A 19,144-nucleotide genomic window follows, 5' to 3' on the forward strand; every position below is an offset into this window, starting at 1 on the left:
GAATCTTGAGTGACATTCGCGTCGACTTCGACGTGCTTGATCGCGTCCGGCACGACATCAAGCACATCGGCGAGCTGATGGAAGGTCCGGTCAAGGAGATGGACGAGGTCGACGGCGACTCCATGGGCGTGAGCATGCTGGCGGCGCGCATGAACGACTTCGGTGACGAATGGTCGTACGGGATCAAGCAGATCAAGAAGTTCTCCGGTGCGGCGGTCAAAGAGCTCGACAAGATGAAGCGGGCCTTCGAGCATCTCGACGACAAGCTTGAGGAAGAGCTGCGGAAATCGCGGGAGAAGTCCGCGTGAGCGACCTGTTCGCGTGGCCCTCTCCCACGCAGACCTCACCGCTGAGGGACCAGTTCCCCGCGGTGGGGTTCGTCCCCTGCCCAGGGGAGCCCCACACGGCCCAGCATGTGGCGGGCATCGTGCAGCCTTCATCGCCGACCCGACCGCCCTGGGATACTTCGCTCCCAAGAACGACCGGCAGACCATCGAGGCGGCGCTGCCGGGCGGCGACCTGCTCGTAGCGTTCGAGAACGCCTGGAAGACCGGCAGCGACAAGGACAGAGCAGCCAGGCAGGGGAAGTGAGCCGCACGATGAAAGACCCGGAAATACTGTCCCGATTCGACGGACGGGGCCACGTCGAGTTCCTCCTCGGCGGCTTCGAAGGCGGCCAGTCCAACAAGATCACGGCGATCGGCTTGGAGTTCGGCTACGACCTCCAGGCAACCGAGATGCCGAGCAAGAGCACCATCCGCCTCGCCTTCGTCCGAAACGATTCCCCACCAGCCCGACAACGTGCCCAGCAGGCTCAGGACCGGCTGCGCGCCGGAGGCCCGCTCCTGCCGACGTGGGACGCTCCCGCCGCGCAGCCGGGCACGACCCGGCCTGTCACGGCCGAAGAGATGGCATCGGCGCGCCGGGGTGTCACCGCCTACGCCCACCACCGCCCAGGTCCTCCGACGGGCACCCCCGTGCAGCGGACGGACTGTGATGCGGATCGACTTCTCCGTACCCGCCGAGTTCGAGGAAGTGCCGCTGGGCATGGACTTCGACGCCGCTTGCGCCGAGGTGAACGCCCGGAGCGCGTACGGCACTTCGAGAGTCGGGACGGACGAACAGTCGCTGACGGAGATGGCGCGGGCGCTGCAACGGATTTCGCGCTTCCTCGACGACAGTGGAGTGGTGTACGCCGCCAACTGCCTGCACTCCTTCGAAGGAGAGGTCTCCCTGGGGTCGCTCGCCGTATCGGTCGTCGACCATCCCTACGGCGCCGACGCCGCCACGGCAGCCCGAGGAAGTCTGCGAGGCGTCCTCGCATCGCGGGGAAAGGGCTGGACAGGGAGAGTGCTCGACGCCCCGTGCGGCAAGGCTGCCGTCTTCACCGGTGGCCGGATCTATGTCCTTCCTCCGGCGTTCTCGCCGACCGGTGAGCAGGTCGAGGTACTCACGGCTCAGTTCCACGCGATGATCCCTGTCCCCTCCGAGAGTGGAGACGGCCGGCGCATGTGCCTGATGGCCTTCTCCACTCCGCAGGTCACCCACTGGGAGCGGTGCTACGCACCGGTCATGGCCGGAGTGCTGCGAAGCCTCCGATTCACCGAGGACGGTCAGCACGACGCGGGCACCGAGGACACCCCGTTGGCGAAGTCCACGAACGCTTCGGAGCAGTCGGCCGACACGTAGAGGCAGCCGTGGGGTCGGCACAGAGGCAGCACCGCCCTCCTAGGCTCACTGGGGATCCGGAACGAACTTGGTAACGGAGAAGCGAGCATGAGCAGTGCCGTCGAGGACGAAGCACGGCCGAAGCAGGTACGACGCCCCGTCCCGCTCGCCGTCGGCATCGGCTGCTACGTACTCGCGGTGATGGCGGGGCTGTTCCTCCTGGCGGACGACTTCGGTCCTGCCCTGTTGGTGCCCCTGTGGATCGTGCACGGCGTGCTGCTCACCCTGCTGATCCGGAAGCTGGGCGCCAAGGAGTCCAGCACGTACACGACGTTGTTCATCGTGATCACCTCGCTGATGTCCGTGTACGTCGCCACCATGGCACGCGACGATCTCACGATGCAGCAGCGCGGGAAGAAGGTCACGGCCACCGTCCTGAAGAAGTGGCTCGACCCGGCCCAAGAGCGCAAGAACCGCGACTACAACTACACGCTGGAACATCAAGACGGCACCAAGGTGCCGGGACCCGCCATGAAGACACCGTCCGACCGCTACGACATCGGCCAGAAGGTGACCGTGCTTGAGGCCCCCTGGGCGAACTCCGCCCGCAGACACCTGGCCAGGCGGATGCCACGGGCGAGTCGCTCGGATCGGGGGCACTCTCGCTTGCCGCACTCGGCGCCGTCGGCTGGATGACCTGGCGGGGCTCCGACGCCGCGAGACGGCGAGACCGTGGAAAGCCGTCGGCTGGCATACACAAGGCGTACAAGGCCGGCACCGGCGACCGCGCAACGGGGGAAGAGCAGGAGGAGAAGCTCCGCGAAGCCCTGCGCACATACCCCGCCGACCGCCGCGGCTACATCAAGGTCCAGCCCGAGGACTACCCCGACCTGCCTCGGCAGCGAGCCGCCCGGATCGCCTGGGAGATGGGCCTGCGTGCGGAGGCGACGGGCAACCGGGGTTCGTGGCGCTTCAAGGAGACCGTGATCGAGGAAGTCCCGCACGACTGAACCGGGCAGCGGAAGCAGGCCGGCCTCCGAGAGACCCACGGCCGGTGCGGAAGGTGTGGAACGAACGAGGTGCCGTGGGGAAGCACAGGCCGGACCACGGCGTGGCCGTCCCCGTCCGGGCGCATCCTCGTAACGCCCGGACTGCGCAGCGCGATTCGCCCCGCGCACCCGGCGGGCCGCCGCCGAGAAAGGCCTCGACTGCACGGTCGTAGAACGGCACAGGGCTTCGAGTACGACTGGTCAGGTGTGATCATCGGCCCTGACCTGGTGTGGCGTACCGACCGCTGGGTCGTGGACCGGACGGCGTCCAAGGACCCGATCTTCACCAAGGCGACGCCGGACAGCGACATCGACCGGCTGATCCGCAACACCTACAAGGTGCTGCTGACCAGGGGCATGATCGGGACGATCACCTACTCGACGGACCCGGAGACGCGGGAGAGGCTGGCCTCGCTGGTGCGTCCGGCGTCGGGCGCGGAAACACCCGTACTCGTATAGCGGGCCCTGTCCACCCGCGTGGGACGCCAGTCGCCCGGCAGGGCAGCGGGGCTCCTGGCGGGCCTGGACCGCTCCGGCGCCGGGCAGTGAAGCTGTGGGCGGGGCGACGCGGGACAGGAGTTCAGGCCGTGGCCGGGGGCGACGCGGGACGGGGTCAGGCCCCTGCCCACATGGCCCCCGCAGCCGCGCCCTACCCCCTGTAGCCGCGAGCCGCCGGCAAGCCTCAGCCCGCCTTCTTCACCGGCTCCAGAATCGCCACGCACTCCACGTGATGCGTCATCGGGAACAGGTCGAACGCGCGCAGCGTCCGTACCTTGTAGCCGCCGTCGCGGAAGTACGCGATGTCGCGGGCCAGCGCGGCCGGGTCGCAGGCCACGTACGCGATCTTGCGGGCGCCCAGCGACACCAGGTGCTCCACCGTCTTCTTGCCGGCGCCCGCGCGGGGCGGGTCGAGGACGATGATGTCGACCTCGGAGATGCCGGTGCGCGGGAGGATCGCCTCGACCTTGCCCTGCTCGATGCGGACGCGGTCGAAGGCGGCGAGGTTGTGCCGGGCGTCCTCCACCGCGCGCTTGCCCGACTCGATGCCGAGGACCGCGCCCTGGTCGCCGATGCGGTCCGCGAGGGCTCCGGCGAAGAGGCCGACGCCGCAGTAGAGGTCGAGGGCCATGTCGCCCTTGCGGGGCAGCAGGCCCTGCATGACCGCCTTGACGAGGGTGTCGGCGGCCATCGGGTGGACCTGCCAGAAGCCGCCGCTGCCGACCCGGTGGGTGCGGCCGTCGGCGCGCTCACGCACGAACGCGCGGCCGTGGACGCGGTGGATGCCGCCGTCCTGTTCGGCGACCCGCATCACGGAGACCGGCTTGTCGAGCTCGACCAGGGGGAGGCGGGCGCCGGGGCGCGGTTCGAGGATCACCATGCGGTCCTGGGAGCCGGTCGCGGCGATCGCCTCGACGGCCTCCATGCCGGACCAGTCGCGCTCCTCGATACCGAGCTCGGTGACCCCCGGAGCGGCGATCATGCAGCGCTCGACGGGCTCGACCTCGTGCGAGCGGTGGCGGCGCAGGCCGGCGTTGCCGTCGGGGTCGACGGCGTACTGGACGCGGGTGCGCCACTGCGGCACCTCGCCCGCGGGCAGCTTGTCGCCCTCGGCGGGCATGACCGTGCCGTCCCAGCCGGCCTCCTCGGGGGTGAGGCCCGCGAGGCGCAGCAGCTGCTCGGCGATGACCTCGCCCTTGAGCCGGCGCTGGGCGCCGGGCTTGGCGTGCTGCCAGTCGCAGCCGCCGCAGCGGCCGGGGCCCGCGTACGGGCAGGGCGCCTCGACGCGGTCCTTGGAGGCGTCGATGATCCGCACGGCGTCGGCGCGCAGGAACCGCGCGCCCTCCTCGCCCTCGGTCACCCGGGCGACGACCCGCTCGCCCGGCAGCGCGTGCCGGACGAAGAGGACCTGGCCCTCGTCCGTCCGGGCGATGCAGTGCCCGCCGTGCGCGACGGGGCCGATCTCGACCTCGTACTCGTCCCCCACCAGCGACTTCTTCGGTTCTGCCTGCATGGTGGGGTGACTCCAGTTGAGAGGGGGGAAACGGCCGGACAACGCGGCCGGACAACAGCCGTCCAGTCTACGTGCTCACGGCACCGCTTCCCGACTCGTGCCACGTGCCCACGGCACCGCGCCCCGCCTCGCCCGTGAGCGCGCGGCGCTTCCCGCCCCCGTCAGCTCTTCTGGGTGGGCTCCTTGGGCCGCTCGTGGGCCGGTCCGCGGCGCACCGCGCCCGGAGCGTTCCAGTCCTGCCGCTTGCGGGCGCGCAGCTTCGCGGCCTCGGACGACTCGAGCTGGTAGGGCACGGAGGTGACCATGACGCCCGGGGTGAACAGCAGGCGGCCCTTGAGGCGCAGGGCGCTCTGGTTGTGCAGCAGGTGCTCGTACCAGTGGCCGACCACGTACTCGGGGATGATCACGGAGACCGCGTCGCGCGGCGACTCCTTGCGCAGGCCCTTGACGTACTCGATGACCGGTCGGGTGATCTCGCGGTAGGGCGAGTCGAGGACCTTCAGCGGTACGTCGATGCCGCGCCTCTCCCACTCGTCGCGCAGGGTCTTGGTCTCGGCCGGGTCCACGTTGACGCTGAGCGCTTCGAGGGTGTCGGAGCGCAGCAGCTTGGCGTAGGCGAGGGCGCGCAGGGCCGGCCGGTGGATCTTGGAGACCAGGACGACGGAGTGGACGCGGGACGGGCGGACGCTGTCGTCGCTGGGTCCCTCGGGGGCGGCGAGCTCTTCCGCGACGCGGTCGTAGTGCTTACGGATCGCGGTCATCGTCGCGTAGAAGATCACCATGCCGAGCAGGGCGACCCAGGCGCCGTGCGTGAACTTGGTGACGAGGACGACGACCAGGACGAGCCCGGTGAAGAAGGCGCCGAAGGCGTTGATCGCGCGGGAGCGGATCATGTGGGTGCGCTTGGCCGCGTCGGTCTCGTCGGCCAGGTGGCGGTTCCAGTGGCGGACCATGCCGGTCTGGCTGAGAGTGAAGGAGACGAAGACACCGACGATGTAGAGCTGGATCAGCCGGGTGGAGTCGGCCCCGTAGATGATGACGAGCATGCTCGCGGCGCCGGCCAGGAGCACGATGCCGTTCGAGAAGGCCAGGCGGTCGCCGCGGGTGTGGAGCTGACGCGGCAGGTAGCGGTCCTGGGCGAGGATCGAGCCGAGCAGCGGGAAGCCGTTGTACGCGGTGTTCGCGGCCAGGAACAGGACGAGGGCGGTGGCGGCGGCCAGCAGGATGAACAGGAAGCTGCCCTTGCCGAACACGGCCTCGGCCACCTGGGAGATCACCGGGTTCTGGACGTAGCCGGAGCCGACCGCCACGCCGTTGTGGATCAGGTCCGTGGCGGGGTTCTCGGCCATGCGCACCTTGGTGGTCATGGCCAGGGCGATGATGCCGCAGAACATGGTGACGGCGAGCAGGCCCATGGCGGCCAGCGTCGACGCGGCGTTCTTCGACTTCGGCTTGCGGAACGCGGGGACGCCGTTGGAGATGGCCTCGACGCCGGTGAGCGCCGCACAGCCGGACGAGAAGGCGCGCAGCAGCAGGAAGACGAGGGCGAAGCCCGCGAGCCCCTGGTGCTCGGCCTTGATGTGGTACTCGGCGGTCGGGGCGTGCATCGTGTCGCCGAGCACGAGCCCGCGGAAGGCACCCCAGGCGATCATGATGAAGACGCCCGCGACGAACACGTACGTCGGGATCGCGAAGAGCTTTCCGGACTCCTTGACCCCGCGCAGGTTCATCAGCGTGAGCAGCACGATGACGGCGACCGCGCAGAAGACCTTGTGCTCCACCACGAACGGCACCGCCGAGCCGAGGTTCTCGATGCCGGAGGCGATCGAGACGGCGACGGTGAGGACGTAGTCGACGAGCAGCGCGCTGGCGACGGTGAGACCGGCCCGCGGACCGAGGTTGGTGGTGGCGACCTCGTAGTCGCCGCCGCCGCTCGGGTAGGCGTGCACGTTCTGGCGGTAGGAGGCGACCACCGTGAACATCAGCACGACGACCGCGACCGCGATCCAGGGGCTGAAGTGGTAGGCCGACACGCCCGCGATGGAAAGGACCAGCAGGACTTCTCCGGGCGCGTACGCCACGGAGGAGAGCGGGTCGGATGCGAAGACGGGGAGGGCGATGCGCTTCGGCAGAAGCGTTTCGCCCAGCCGGTCGCTGCGCAGTGCACGCCCGATGAGGATCCGCTTGGGCACGTCGGTCAGTTTGGACACAACAGGGAATCGTAAGGGTTCGAACTGGCTGTCGCCCACCCGCCGTCCCTCTTCGGTCCGCGATCTGCTCTCCGGGTGAAAACGGGGCGGGGCGGAACTGCGGATTCCGCAGCCTCGGAGATCCGCGTGTCTCTATGACAGAACCGTGCCCCGACCGCCCTGGAGGACCCTTGCACCTGAGCCCCGAGATCATCGGCGCGGCCCTCGCTCTGGCCGGCCTCGGAATCCTGACCCTCGCGAGTGTTCGCAGCATCACACGGCGCCGAGCCCCCGCATCCGCCGCCGGTGCGCCGCCGTTCACCGCCGCTCCCGGAACGTTCCGCGAAAAAGCCACAGTCGATCCCGCGCAACGATGCCCCCGGTCGACCGTGCGTGTGTAGCTTGGGCGGCGGTCTGAGACCCTGTTTAGCCTGAGCCGTAACCATTCACGCGGAAGGACGGTCGTGCACATCGTCATCATGGGCTGCGGAAGAGTAGGTTCCGCTCTTGCCCAGAACCTGGAGCAACAGGGGCACACGGTCGCCGTGATCGACCAGGACCCCACGGCCTTTAGGCGGCTGGGCTCCGGGTTCGGCGGCCGTCGTGTCACCGGAGTCGGCTTCGACCAGGACACCCTGCGCGAGGCGGGCATCGAGGAGGCCGGGGCGTTCGCCGCGGTCTCCAGCGGTGACAACTCGAACATCATCGCCGCCCGGGTGGCCCGCGAGATGTTCGGTATCGAGAACGTCGCCGCCCGCATCTACGACCCGCGCCGCGCCGAGGTCTACCAGCGCCTGGGCATCCCGACCGTCGCCACCGTCCGCTGGACGGCCGACCAGATGCTCCGCCGGCTCCTGCCCTCGGGCGCCGAGCCGCTGTGGCGCGACCCCACGGGAGGTGTGCAGCTCGCCGAGGTGCACACCTCCGTCGCGTGGGTCGGCCACAAGATCAGCCGCCTCCAGGACGAGACGGGCGTACGCGTGGCCTTCCTGACCCGGCTGGGCGAGGCGGTTCTGCCCAGCTCGCAGACGGTGTTGCAGGAGGGCGATCTGGTGCACGTCATGATGCGCACCGACGAGGTGGACAAGGTCGAGGCGGCGTTCGCCAAGGGTCCTGAAGAAGAGGCGGGGCACTGATGAGAGTCGCCATTGCCGGCGCCGGCGCCGTGGGCCGCTCGATCGCGGGCGAACTGCTGGAGAACGGCCACGAGATCCTGCTGATCGACAAGGCGCCGACCGCCATCTCGGTCGAACGCGTCCCGCAGGCCGAGTGGCTGCTCGCCGACGCCTGCGAGATCACCTCCCTGGACGAGGCCGCGCTCCAGCGCTGCAACGTGGTCATCGCGGCCACCGGGGACGACAAGGTCAACCTTGTGGTCTCGCTGCTCGCCAAGACGGAGTACGGGGTTCCGCGCGTCGTCGCCCGAGTGAACAACCCGAAGAACGAGTGGCTCTTCAACGAGTCCTGGGGCGTCGACGTCGCCGTCTCCACCCCGCGCCTGATGTCGGCGCTCGTGGAGGAGGCCGTGAGCGTCGGCGACCTGGTGCGGCTGCTCCGCTTCAGCCACGGCGACGCCAACCTCGTCGAGCTGACCCTGCCGCCGGAGTCCGCCCTGGCCGGCACGACGGTCGGCGATGTCGCCTGGCCGGAGGACACCTCGCTGGTGACCATCATCCGCGGCACCCGCGTCCTGACCCCCTCCCGGGAGGACTCCCTGGAAGCGGGCGACGAGCTCCTGTTCGTGGCCGCCCAGGCCCGCGAGGAACAGCTCGAGGACCTGCTGTCGGTACGGCGCGACACGAGCACGACGAAGTAGCGGTTCCCTCCCGTCGGCGGCACGACCGCCGACGGGAAGGGCTTCCGCGTTGTTGTACGACGATGGGGGCGCCCGGAGATTCTCCGGGCGCCCCCATCGTCGTACAACCTCCGCACCGCGGGCGTACGGACTCGTGCTCAGGCGCTGTCAGGCACCCTCAGCCGTCCTCACCCGCGGCGGTGCCCAGGCTCACGCCTCGCGGCGGTGGCGGGCCGGGGCAGGTGCGTCGCCGCGCTCCTGCGCGAGGGCGGCCTTGCGCTCCTTCTCCGCCTGCTCCTCGGCCTCCATCTCCGCGAACACGTCGATGGGCGGCGGTGCCTTGGCCAGGAAGACCCAGGTGAGCCAGACGGCGAGCAGGAACGGCGGGATCTTCAGCGCGATCAGGACCCAGCCGAACTGGGTGGTGTCGCCCCACCAGTAGAGCGGGAAGAGCACCGCGCACTTGGCGAGCAGGATCAGGCCCCAGGCCCAACTGGCCTTCGCGTACGCCTTCTTGCGGCCAGGGTTGCGCGTACGCCAGGAGAGGTTCTCCTTGAAGACCGGTCCGAGGATCAGGCCGATCAGCGGGACGCCCGCGAGCGTGGTCACGATGTAGGCGACGGCCAGACCGAGCGTGTACAGCATGCCCGGCAGATAGAAGTCCTTGGCGTTGCCGGTCATCATCGCGAAGACCACGCCGAAGGCGACGCCGAAGACACCGCTGAAGGCGTGCTTCACGGTGTCGCGCCTGACCAGGCGGACCACGACCAGCAGCAGGGACACGGCGAGGGCGGCGATCGCCGCCCAGTGCAGGTCCTTGTTGATCGTGAAGATGGTGACGAAGAGCAGGCCCGGGACAACGGTTTCGACCATGCCCCGCACGCCGCCGAACGCCTCGAAGAGTGCGGCCTCGGTCACCGCCCGCGCATCCTGCTCGGCGTCCTGGGCGTCTTCGGTCGGCTTGTCGAGCGACGTCACCGGCTACTCCCGTCCGAGGGGTCTGAGTTCGTACTTCGGATTGAACAACACCCTACGGCCCCGGCTCATCGAGATGCGGCCAGAGGCGATCAGCCTGCGTCCGGGCTCGATACCGACGATGGAGCGGCGGCCTAGCCAGACCACGTCCAGGGCGGCCGAGCCGTCGAACAGCTCGGCCTCCAGGGCCGGGACACCGGCCCTCGGCCGCAGAGTGACCGTGCGCAAGGTACCAGTAACGGTGACTATCTGCCGGTCGTGGCAGTCGCCGATACGGGTACAGCCCGTGGTCGCCGTGTCCTCCCGCAGCTCCTCGGACTCCAGGTCCTCCTGGGACGAGGAGAGCCGGTCCATCATGCGCCGGAAGCGGCCCGCCGGCTTTTCAGAACGGGGAACAGCACTCATACCGAAAGCGTACCGGGGGGCACCGACAGCTTCGTACCCGCGGCACCACCGCCCGAACCGCTCCGAACCGGCCCCGCACTCCGCCCGATCGGGCGACGGCACGGGCGGTGCGAGGGCCGTGACGGCGTCACCGTTCGAATCTGTATCCCATCCCCGGCTCGGTGATGAAGTGCTTGGGGTGCGAGGGGTCGACCTCCAGCTTGCGGCGCAGCTGCGCCATGTAGACCCGCAGGTAGTTCGTCTCCGTGCCGTAGGACGGACCCCAGACCTCCTGGAGGAGCTGCTTCTGGCCGACGAGCCTGCCCGTGTTGCGGACCAGCACGTCCAGCAGATGCCATTCCGTGGGGGTGAGCCGCACGTCCCGCCCGTCGCGCTGGACCTTCTTGGCCGCCAGGTCGACGGTGAACCCCGCGGTCTCCACGATCACGTCGTCCTCGCCGCCCCCGGTGGGCTCCGCCCGGCGGACGGCGGCGCGGAGCCGGGCGAGCAGTTCGTCCATGCCGAAGGGCTTGGTGACGTAGTCGTCGGCGCCCGCGTCGAGCGCCTCGACCTTCTCGTCCGAGGAGTGCCGGGCGGACAGCACCAGGATCGGCACCCGGGTCCAGCCGCGCAGCCCCTTGATCACCTCGACGCCGTCCATGTCGGGCAGGCCGAGGTCGAGCACGACGACATCGGGGTGGCGGGCGGCCGCGAGCTGGAGCGCGGTGGCTCCGTCGGGGGCCGCGTCGACCTCGTACTTGCGTGCCTTCAGGTTGATCACGAGGGCTCGGGTGATCTGCGGCTCGTCGTCGACCACGAGGACCCGGGTCATGAAGCCTGCCTTTCCGCGAGTGCTGATGGGCCTGCCGGATCGGGACGGCGTGCCACCGCCCGCACCGTGAGCACCATGGTGAGTCCGCCGCCGGGGGTGTCCTCGGCGTCGAGGGTGCCGCCCATCGCCTCGGTGAAGCCGCGGGCGACCGCGAGGCCGAGGCCCACACCGGTGCCGCGCGGGGCGTCTCCGTAGCGCTGGAACGGCGCGAATATCCGGTCCTTGGCCTCGTCCGGGACGCCGGGGCCGCGGTCCACCACGCGCACCTCCACGCGGTCGGCCATGGCGCTCGCGGCGACCAGGACCCGTTCGTCGACGGGGCTGTACTTGACGGCGTTCTCGACGAGGTTGGCCATGGCGCGCTCCAGCAGTCCGGCGTCGACGGCCACCATCGGCAGGCTCTCCGGGACGTCGAGGTCCACGCTTCCCTCGGGGACCCCGCCGAGCGCCATCGGGACGACCTCGTCGAGGTCGATCTCGCGGATCAGCGGGGCGACCGTGCCGGTCTGGAGCCGGGACATGTCCAGCAGGTTGCCCACCAGGTGGTCGAGGCGGTCGGCGCCGTCCTCGATGCCTTCGAGGAGCTCGGCGCGGTCCTCGTCCGACCAGGCCACGTCGTCCGAGCGCAGGGACGAGACCGCGGCCTTGATCGCGGCGAGCGGGGTCCGCAGGTCGTGGCTCACGGCGGCCAGCAGGGCGGTGCGGATGCGGTTGCCCTCGGCCAGCTCCTTGGCCTGGTCGGCCTCGTGCTGGAGGCGCTGGCGGTCCAGGACCACCACGGCCTGCGCGGCGAAGGCGGCCAGCACCCGGCGGTCGGAGGCGGGCAGCACCCGCCCGGACAGCGCGAGCGCCATGTGGTCGCCGACGGGCATGTCGACGTCGGCGTCCTCGGGCCGGGTCGCGGGTCCCGGCCCCGCGCTGCCCGCGCACGTCCACGGCTCGACGTCGCTCGCGCGCTCCAGCAGCGCCACCGACTCCATCCCGAAGGTCTCCCGGACGCGCTCCAGCAGCGCTTCCAGACTGGTCTCACCGCGCAGCACACTGCCCGCGAGGAAGGAGAGGATCTCCGACTCGGCCCTGAGCCGCGCCGCCTGGTGGGTGCGGCGGGCCGCCAGGTCCACGACGGACGCCACGGAGACGGCGACGCCCACGAAGATCACGATGGCGACGATGTTCTTCGGGTCGGCGACGGTCAGCCGGTGCAGGGGCGGTGTGTAGAAGTAGTTCAGCAGGAGCGAGCCGAAGGCCGCCGAGGCGAGGGCCGGGAGCAGACCGCCGAGCAGGGCGGCCGCGACCGTCACCGACAGGAACAGCAGCATGTCGTTGGCGAGGCCGAGGTCGATGGTGTTCAGCAGCAGGGCCATGACCACCGGGCCGCCGATGCCGACCGCCCAACCCCAGATGATCCGGGAGCGGCCGAGCCGTGCTCCGCGTGCCACCGGCAGCCCGCGTCCCTTGGCGACCTCTTCGTGGGTGACGATGTGGACGTCCAGGTCGGGTCCGGACTCGCGGGCGACCGTGGTGCCGACGCCCGGCCCGAAGACGTACTGCCAGGTCTTGCGGCGGGAGGAGCCGAGCACGATCTGTGTGGCGTTGACCCCGCGCGCGAAGTCCAGCAGGGAGGCGGGGACGTCGTCGCCGACCACATGGTGGAACGTGCCGCCGAGGTCCTCGACCAGGGTGCGCTGGACGGCCAGCTCCTTCGGCGAGGCGGAGGTGAGTCCGTCGCTGCGGGCGATGTAGACCGCCAGGACCTCGCCGCCCGCGCCCTTCTCGGCCAGGCGCGCGGCGCGCCTGATCAGCGTCCGTCCCTCCGGACCGCCGGTCAGCCCGACCACGATCCGCTCCCGGGATCCCCAGATCTTCGAGACCTGGTGCTCGCTGCGGTACTCGGTCAGGTATTCGTCGGCCCGGTCGGCGACCCACAGCAGGGCGAGCTCGCGCAGGGCCGTGAGATTGCCCGGACGGAAGTAGTTGGACAGGGCCGCGTCGACCTTGTCGGGTTTGTAGATGTTGCCGTGCGCCATCCGGCGGCGCAGCGCGGGCGGCGACATGTCGACCAGCTCGATCTGGTCCGCCCGCCGGACGACCTCGTCCGGCAGGGTCTCGCGCTGCCGCACTCCCGTTATCGACTCGACGACGTCTCCCAGTGACTCCAGGTGCTGGATGTTGACGGTGGAGACGACGTCGATCCCGGCGGCGAGCAGTTCCTCCACGTCCTGCCAGCGCTTGGCGTTGCGGGAGCCGGGGACATTGGTGTGCGCCAGTTCGTCCACCAGGGCGACGGCCGGGGCCCGGCGGAGCACGGCCTCGACGTCCATCTCGGTGAAGACGCCGCCGCGGTACTCCAGCTCCTTGCGCGGAACCTGCTCGAGGCCGTGCAGCATCACCTCGGTGCGGGGCCGGTGATGGTGCTCGACGAACCCCACCACGCAGTCCGTCCCGCGTTCCACGCGGCGGTGCGCCTCGGAGAGCATCGCGTAGGTCTTGCCCACGCCGGGTGCCGCGCCGAGGTAGATCCGAAGCTTGCCGCGTCCCATGAGCCTATTGTCTTCCTGTCACCGCTGTGTACGCAGCGTCGACCTTACGGCCAGGATTCCCGGCGAACGGGACGTTCGTCCCGCCGGGGAGCACCCTTGACGCAACCCTGATGCGCCGCGTGCGCCGGCGGCGGCGGTGCCGGCACCGCCGGTGACGGTTCGGTTCATGTTCCCTCCCGGTGATCTCCGCGGGCCGGGCGCCGGTGTCCTGCCCGGACGCCCGGTCCCTCATCTCCTCATCGGATGGGACCCCGGTTTCGGTTCACGCGGGATTGTCGCCGTGCGTCAGCGTCTCCCAGGCCACGAAGAGGTTGTTGCTGCCGGCCGGACGGTTCTGCTGGGTGAGGATCTGGGTGTTGGTCATCGCGACGCCCAGACGGTTGTGCAGGGCGTTGTAGCCGACCTCGGTGACCGGGCCGAGCCCGAGGTTCAGCGAGCCGCCGCACAGCCAGCTCGGCACCGCCGTGCCCAGCTGGTACTTCGCCTGGAAGCCGAGCGCCTGGCGCAGCCGTTCGCCGACGTCGGTGCCGTACAGGTCCTGCCCCTGGATGCGGCTGGTCTCGGCGATGTGCCCGATGGCGGAGATGCCGTACCCGGTGTGGGTGAGGTCCCGGCAGGTCTCCTGGGTGAGTCCGGTGACGAAGGTGGACTGGCCCTGCCAGTAGCTGACGATCTTGGCGGTGGTGTCGAGGTTCTGGCTCGGCACGGTCTTCGGCACGGCGCCGTCGGTGGAGAGGTAGACGTAGGCCGCGGTCCGCGTCCGGAACTTCGCCATGGCCTTGTCGTACGAGGTCCTGTCCTCCAGGAAGACGGAGATGCCGACCGCGGCCTCCATCATCGACAGCTCCCAGTTCCCGTTGGAGTTGGAGCCGTTGATGATCTCGGGCAGATAGACGTCGCGCAGCATGGTCGCGAAGCGGCCGGAGTTCGCCCAGGTGCCGGTGTACGTGTACTTGATGATCTCGGCGGCCTTGGGCCAGGAGGAGCCGGCCCAGCCGGTCTGTAGGGGCGCGTTGCTGTTGGTGTGGTCCTTGATCACCGCGGACCAGGCGTCCATCAGCTCGATCGACTTCTTGGCGTACCGGTCGTCGCGGGTGATGTACCAGGCGAGGGCGTCGGTGTACGCGGCGATCGCGTCCTCGCGTTCGTCCGTGCAGCCGTTGTTCGGGTTGGAGTACGAGCCGCACTCGACGGTCGCACGGGGCGCGGGGGTGCGCGTGAGCGAGGCGTACGTGCTCGCCGTCATCCGGTCGTAGGCGCCCTTCCAGGGCTGGGCGCCGGCCAGGACCTCGGTGCGGGCGAAGTCCAGCTGCCCCCGGGAGACGGTGACACCGGGGTGGACGAAGGCGGCGGGCGCCGCTTCGGCCCGGTGAGCTTCGGGCCAGGACAGGAGGGTGCCGACGAGTGCGGCGGTCGCGGCGGCGACGGTGACGAATAAGGCCGGGCGCCGTCGGCGGCCATGCCGAGTGGGGGTGTCGGACATGCGGAGTCATCCATTCTCGTATGTGAACTTCACACGGGATGCTGAACATGGGGTGCTGGCCGGTGACCATAGGTATGGACCAGACGTCCGTCAAGACCTGATTGCAGATCCGCTGCTCAACCATCGTTCACGTACAAGAACGCGCTCGATGTGTGTCCGACCGGGACCCCGCACATGGCAAAGGGCCGCACCCCTGGGGGTGCGGCCCTTGTGCTGCCTTTGTACTGCCCTTGTCCTCGACCGTCCGTCGTCCGCCTAGCGGACTTCGGTGATCTCCGGTCCGCGCTGGAGCTGGCCCATGCCGCCGGAGAAGCGCGAGCCGCTCTGGTCCTCCTGCTGAACACCCTCGGGGACCATCTGCGCGTCGTTCGGCAGCTTCAGGACGATCGGGTCGCGGGGGGCCATCGGGCCCTCACCACGGACGACGACCGTGTCCCGGAAGATCTGCTCCAGCAGGCCCGCGGCCTGCGGCTGCACCGCGCCCTGCCCGGAGATCACTCCGCGCAGGAACCAGCGGGGACCGTCCACACCGACGAACCGCACGACCTGGAAACCGCCCGTGCCGTCCGGCAGCTGGACCGGCACCTGAGCCCGCAGCTCCCAGCCCAGCGGCCCCTCGACCTCGTCGATGACACCGCCCTGCTGGGTGATCCCGGAGGCGATCTCCTCGCGCACCTCGCCCCAGATGCCCTCGCGCTTGGGGGCGGCGAAGGCCTGGAGCTGCACGGCGCTGTCGTTGACGACGACGGTCGCCGCGACGATCGCGTCGCCCGCGACCTCGACCCGCAGCTCCATGCCGTCGACTCCGGGCACGAACAGACCACCGAGGTCCACCCGGCCCTCGGCCGGGTCACGTACTTCTTCACTGTCCCAGGGCCCGTCGGGGCGCGGCTCGGGTTCGAGCCTCACACGCTCACGCTCCGCGTCCTCGTCCGCCTCAGTGTCGACGCCGTCGACGACCTGCTCGGCCTCGCCCGCCGCGTCCTCGGCGGCACTGCCCTTCTTGCGACGTCCGAACACGTCACTGTCCTTCCCGGTCGGATACGACCGAAGCGTATCGATTCCCACCCGTTGTGCTGTCCACGGCGGCATGACCGCCGGTGGACCCGAAGCCCCCTGCGGCCCGCGCCGATTCGGGAAGTTCCGCGACCTCCTGGAAGCGAACCTTCTCGACCTGCTGGACGACCAGTTGAGCAATCCGGTCGAAGCGCTCGAACCGCACCGACTCGCGCGGATCGAGATTCACCACGATCACCTTGATCTCCCCACGGTACCCGGCATCCACCGTCCCCGGGGCATTCACCAGGGCTACACCGCAGCGGGCGGCGAGGCCCGACCGCGGGTGCACGAAGGCCGCGTACCCCTCGGGCAGCGCGATGGCCACTCCGGTCGGCAGCACGGCCCGCTCACCGGGCTTCAGCTCGTGACTCTCGGTGGTGCGCAGATCGGCTCCGGCGTCACCGGGCTGCGCGTACTCGGGCAGCGGGACCTCCGGGTCGACGCGCCTGATCATCACAGGGAGTTCCGGACGGGGCTCGCTCGCCCCGGGGCTACGGGTCACGGGTTCACCTCGAAGGCACGGGCTCGCCGGATCTGGTCCGGGTCGCTCATCGCCGCGCGGATCTCCTCCGGGCGGCCGTTGTCGATGAAGTGGTCGACCTTCACCTCGACGAAGAGGGCGTCCGCGCGGACGGCGACGGGCCCATCGGGGCCGCCGATCCGCCCGGTGGCGGTGCAGTAGATCTTCCGGCCGGCCACCGCGGTGACCTCGGCCTCCAGATACAGCACGGTGTCGACGGGTACGGGGCGCAGGAAGTCGGTCTCCAGGCGGCCCGTCACGGCGATCGTCCGCAGCAGCCAGTTCAGCGAGCCGAGCGTCTCGTCGAGCGCGGTGGCGAGGACGCCGCCGTGCGCGAGTCCCGGGGCGCCCTGGTGGACGGGGCGCACGGTGAACTCCGCCGTGATCGTGACGCCGTCCCCCGCACGGGCCTCCAGATGGAGTCCGTGGGGCTGTGCCCCACCACACCCGAAACAGTGTTCGTAGTGTGCTCCGAGGAGCTCTCCTGGGGCGGGCGCGTCGGGGTGCCGCACCGGCGCGACGGCGTCGGCGGGAGGCGTCAGAGCTGCGGAAGTACCACTCACAGCCGCAGACCTTACCCGCGCGTCCACCAAGTCTTCGCACCGTGCCAAGCTTGGCGTCATGCAGCTCTCCGCCTCCCCCTACGAAGAACGACTCACCGCGCCCCGGTCGTGGTGGGTGATCAGCTTCCTGGTCGGGCTCGCGCTGGCCCTGGTCTTCCTGCCGTTCGGCACCCTGCCGATGCTCGGGGCGCTCGTCGGCGGTACCGCCGTCGCGGCGGTCGCGGCCAGTTCGTACGGCTCGATCCGCATCCGCGTGGTCGGTGACGCGCTGATCGCCGGCGACGCCAAGATCCCCGTGTCGGCGCTCGGCGGCACGGAGGTCATGGATTCGGAGGAAGCGCGCGCCTGGCGTACGTACAAGGCCGACACCCGCGCCTTCATGCTCCTGCGCTCGTACATCCCGACGGCGCTGCGCGTCCAGGTCACCGACCCCGCGGACCCGACGCCCTATCTGTACCTGTCGACCCGGGAGCCGGAGCGCCTGGCCGCCGCCCTGCGGACGGCACGGGAGTCGGCCCGGTCCACGGAGAGCTGACGGCGCCACGGGCCACGGCCCGTCCGCGACGAGGGTTTACGAGCCCACGCAGAGGCGTCCGGGGGTGCCTGCCGCGCGCGGTCCCGGTCGCCCGGGTCTCCTCACTCCCCCAGATCCGTGGGAATCTCCCCGATCACCACCGGATCGATCGGCTTCTCCAGCGGTGGCAGCTGCGGGAGCGCGTCCCAGGGGATCTGCATCTTGCGCAGGTCCTTGCGGATGTGGCCCGCCACGCGCTTGGTGTCACGGCGGTTCATCACCGCCCCCACGGCCGCTCCGACCATGAACGGCATGAGGTTGGGCAGGTCCCGGACCGTTCGCTTCATGATCTGCTGGCGCAGCTCGCGCTTCATCTGGCCGCCCAGCGCGGCGTTGATCGTCATGGGCTTGGCCACGTCGATACCGCGCTCGCCCGACCAGGAGTGGAGATAGGCCGTGCTGCGCTCCTTGAGGTTGCCCTGCGGACGCAGGCCGTAGACCTCGTGGAGTTCGGCGATCAGCTTCAGCTCGATCGCGGCGACCGCCGTGATCTCGGCGGCCAGTTCGGTGGGCATGGCGGGCGGCACCGGCAGCATCGCGGCGGCGCCGATCCCGGCGCCGACGGTGGACGTCGCGGCGGCGGCGCCCGCGACGAGCTTGTCCGCGATCTCCTCGGGCCCGAGGCCCGGGAACTGCCGGCGAAGAGCGGCCAGGTCCCTTACGGGGATCCGCGGGGCGATGTCGATGATGCGGTCGGTGACATACGCCAGGCCCGCCCTGGCCCGGACGCCACTTCGCGTGACGCCCCTTCTGACTCCGTCCCGGACAGCCTCCACACGACGCCTCGCCGCGGGCGAGGGACTGTCGGTGGGGGCCGTCAGGCCGTCTGTGGCGGCCGCTCGGTCGAGCGAGGCTGATCCCTGTTCGGAAGAGCCCCGCTCGTCGTCACGCACGCCTTCAGAGCCCTTGGCGGGCCCTTCGTCCGCCGCCCTGGAAGGGAGGCGGCGCTTCCAAGGTGGGGTCGAGCCGGTCACGGCCGACCCTGCCTCAGTCGCAGTCGCGGCAGATCGGCTGACCGTTCTTCTCGCGGGCCAGCTGGCTGCGGTGGTGCACCAGGAAGCAGCTCATGCAGGTGAACTCGTCCTGCTGCTTGGGCAGCACCCGGACGGCCAGCTCTTCGTTCGAGAGGTCCGCACCGGGCAGCTCCAGGCCTTCCGCGGCCTCGAACTCATCTACGTCGACGGACGAGGTCGACTTGTCGTTCCGGCGAGCCTTCAGTTCTTCAAGGCTGTCCGAGTCGACGTCGTCGTCGGTCTTGCGCGGGGTGTCGTAATCCGTTGCCATTGTCGCTCTCCCCCTCTGGGTGTCTGCGGTGTCTCCAGCGCACGTAACGCGTGAGAGGCCGGACTTGTGCCCGACCTGAGGCGGAGATTTTGCCTCACATCAAGGTCTGTTACTCAATCGACACCCAACCGGACTCATCAAGAGTGATCGGCTTGGATGGCGATGCGGACCGTACACGGTCTCCAGGTCGCACTTCAAAGGCGCCCCACCGTGTACTT

General features: G+C 69.9%; 19 protein-coding genes and 1 pseudogene. 8 read left to right on the forward strand and 12 right to left on the reverse strand.

Annotated elements, in window-relative coordinates:
- Positions 1–5 precede the first annotated feature (5 nt).
- From ACZ4AA_RS14950 to ACZ4AA_RS14970, 5 genes and pseudogenes are all read left to right on the forward strand, one after another.
- Positions 6–308 carry a hypothetical protein gene (locus tag ACZ4AA_RS14950; RefSeq protein WP_467601116.1) on the forward strand — a complete coding sequence of 101 codons (303 nt, stop codon included), beginning with the start codon at positions 6–8 and terminating at the stop codon, positions 306–308.
- A gap of 688 nt (positions 309–996) precedes the next feature.
- A complete protein-coding gene (locus ACZ4AA_RS14955; RefSeq protein WP_467601118.1) occupies positions 997–1,689 on the forward strand; it encodes a hypothetical protein in 693 nt (230 codons plus the stop codon).
- Between the two features lie 87 nt (positions 1,690–1,776).
- A complete protein-coding gene (locus tag ACZ4AA_RS14960) occupies positions 1,777–2,364 on the forward strand; it encodes a hypothetical protein (protein WP_467601120.1) in 588 nt (195 codons plus the stop codon).
- Positions 2,361–2,678 (forward strand): hypothetical protein, encoded by a 318-nt coding sequence (locus ACZ4AA_RS14965; protein ID WP_467601122.1) that lies wholly within the window; start codon positions 2,361–2,363, stop codon positions 2,676–2,678. Before ACZ4AA_RS14960 ends, ACZ4AA_RS14965 begins: the two co-directional genes overlap by 4 nt.
- 213 nt (positions 2,679–2,891) lie before the next feature.
- Positions 2,892–3,176, forward strand: a pseudogene (locus ACZ4AA_RS14970) (DNA/RNA helicase domain-containing protein); the annotation flags it as partial.
- A gap of 223 nt (positions 3,177–3,399) precedes the next feature.
- Here the strand turns inward: ACZ4AA_RS14970 and ACZ4AA_RS14975 are convergent.
- Positions 3,400–4,728: a class I SAM-dependent RNA methyltransferase gene (locus tag ACZ4AA_RS14975; protein WP_467601124.1), complete on the reverse strand. Its 1,329-nt coding sequence runs from the start codon at positions 4,726–4,728 to the stop codon at positions 3,400–3,402.
- Between the two features lie 161 nt (positions 4,729–4,889).
- Complete coding sequence (locus ACZ4AA_RS14980; RefSeq protein ID WP_467601126.1) at positions 4,890–6,938, reverse strand: APC family permease; 2,049 nt, start codon at positions 6,936–6,938, stop codon at positions 4,890–4,892.
- Between the two features lie 443 nt (positions 6,939–7,381).
- On the opposite strand from ACZ4AA_RS14980, the gene ACZ4AA_RS14985 reads away from it, so the two are divergent.
- Together ACZ4AA_RS14985 and ACZ4AA_RS14990 are read left to right on the forward strand one after the other, a co-directional pair.
- Positions 7,382–8,053, forward strand: a complete 672-nt coding sequence (locus ACZ4AA_RS14985; protein WP_326785032.1) for a potassium channel family protein — start codon at positions 7,382–7,384, stop codon at positions 8,051–8,053.
- Complete coding sequence (locus ACZ4AA_RS14990) at positions 8,053–8,733, forward strand: potassium channel family protein (RefSeq protein ID WP_326785033.1); 681 nt, start codon at positions 8,053–8,055, stop codon at positions 8,731–8,733. Before ACZ4AA_RS14985 ends, ACZ4AA_RS14990 begins: the two co-directional genes overlap by 1 nt.
- Before the next feature lie 189 nt (positions 8,734–8,922).
- Here ACZ4AA_RS14990 and ACZ4AA_RS14995 read toward each other — a convergent pair whose 3' ends face one another.
- The 8 genes from ACZ4AA_RS14995 to ACZ4AA_RS15030 all read right to left on the reverse strand — a co-directional run bounded on the left by ACZ4AA_RS14995 (position 8,923) and on the right by ACZ4AA_RS15030 (position 17,068).
- Positions 8,923–9,690 (reverse strand): DUF3159 domain-containing protein, encoded by a 768-nt coding sequence (locus ACZ4AA_RS14995; RefSeq protein ID WP_467601129.1) that lies wholly within the window; start codon positions 9,688–9,690, stop codon positions 8,923–8,925.
- A 3-nt stretch (positions 9,691–9,693) separates the two neighbouring features.
- Positions 9,694–10,092, reverse strand: a complete 399-nt coding sequence (locus ACZ4AA_RS15000) for an OB-fold nucleic acid binding domain-containing protein (protein ID WP_467601131.1) — start codon at positions 10,090–10,092, stop codon at positions 9,694–9,696.
- Positions 10,093–10,219: 127 nt separating this feature from the next.
- Positions 10,220–10,903, reverse strand: coding sequence for a response regulator (locus ACZ4AA_RS15005; protein WP_467601133.1), 684 nt, complete (start codon positions 10,901–10,903; stop codon positions 10,220–10,222).
- Positions 10,900–13,443 carry a sensor histidine kinase gene (locus ACZ4AA_RS15010; protein ID WP_467601135.1) on the reverse strand — a complete coding sequence of 848 codons (2,544 nt, stop codon included), beginning with the start codon at positions 13,441–13,443 and terminating at the stop codon, positions 10,900–10,902. Before ACZ4AA_RS15010 ends, ACZ4AA_RS15005 begins: the two co-directional genes overlap by 4 nt.
- A gap of 262 nt (positions 13,444–13,705) precedes the next feature.
- The gene (locus ACZ4AA_RS15015) at positions 13,706–14,926 is read right to left on the reverse strand and encodes an alginate lyase family protein (protein ID WP_467601137.1); all 1,221 of its coding nucleotides are present in this window, start codon (positions 14,924–14,926) and stop codon (positions 13,706–13,708) included.
- Positions 14,927–15,181: 255 nt separating this feature from the next.
- Entirely contained in the window at positions 15,182–15,946 is a 765-nt protein-coding gene (locus tag ACZ4AA_RS15020) for a DUF3710 domain-containing protein (RefSeq protein WP_385403161.1), read from the reverse strand.
- Position 15,947: 1 nt separating this feature from the next.
- Entirely contained in the window at positions 15,948–16,439 is a 492-nt protein-coding gene (gene dut / locus ACZ4AA_RS15025; protein WP_339132051.1) for a dUTP diphosphatase, read from the reverse strand.
- A 44-nt stretch (positions 16,440–16,483) separates the two neighbouring features.
- Positions 16,484–17,068 carry a PaaI family thioesterase gene (locus tag ACZ4AA_RS15030; RefSeq protein ID WP_467601140.1) on the reverse strand — a complete coding sequence of 195 codons (585 nt, stop codon included), beginning with the start codon at positions 17,066–17,068 and terminating at the stop codon, positions 16,484–16,486.
- 58 nt (positions 17,069–17,126) lie between these two features.
- Here ACZ4AA_RS15030 and ACZ4AA_RS15035 point away from each other — a divergent pair, with 58 nt between their 5' ends.
- Positions 17,127–17,603: a DUF3093 domain-containing protein gene (locus ACZ4AA_RS15035; protein WP_467601142.1), complete on the forward strand. Its 477-nt coding sequence runs from the start codon at positions 17,127–17,129 to the stop codon at positions 17,601–17,603.
- 101 nt (positions 17,604–17,704) lie between these two features.
- Here ACZ4AA_RS15035 and ACZ4AA_RS15040 read toward each other — a convergent pair whose 3' ends face one another.
- The gene (locus ACZ4AA_RS15040; protein WP_467601144.1) at positions 17,705–18,616 is read right to left on the reverse strand and encodes a hypothetical protein; all 912 of its coding nucleotides are present in this window, start codon (positions 18,614–18,616) and stop codon (positions 17,705–17,707) included.
- A gap of 13 nt (positions 18,617–18,629) precedes the next feature.
- Positions 18,630–18,926: a DUF4193 domain-containing protein gene (locus tag ACZ4AA_RS15045; RefSeq protein WP_003997302.1), complete on the reverse strand. Its 297-nt coding sequence runs from the start codon at positions 18,924–18,926 to the stop codon at positions 18,630–18,632.
- Positions 18,927–19,144: the final 218 nt, after the last annotated feature.

Source organism: Streptomyces sp. NPDC024698 (assembly GCF_055559015.1).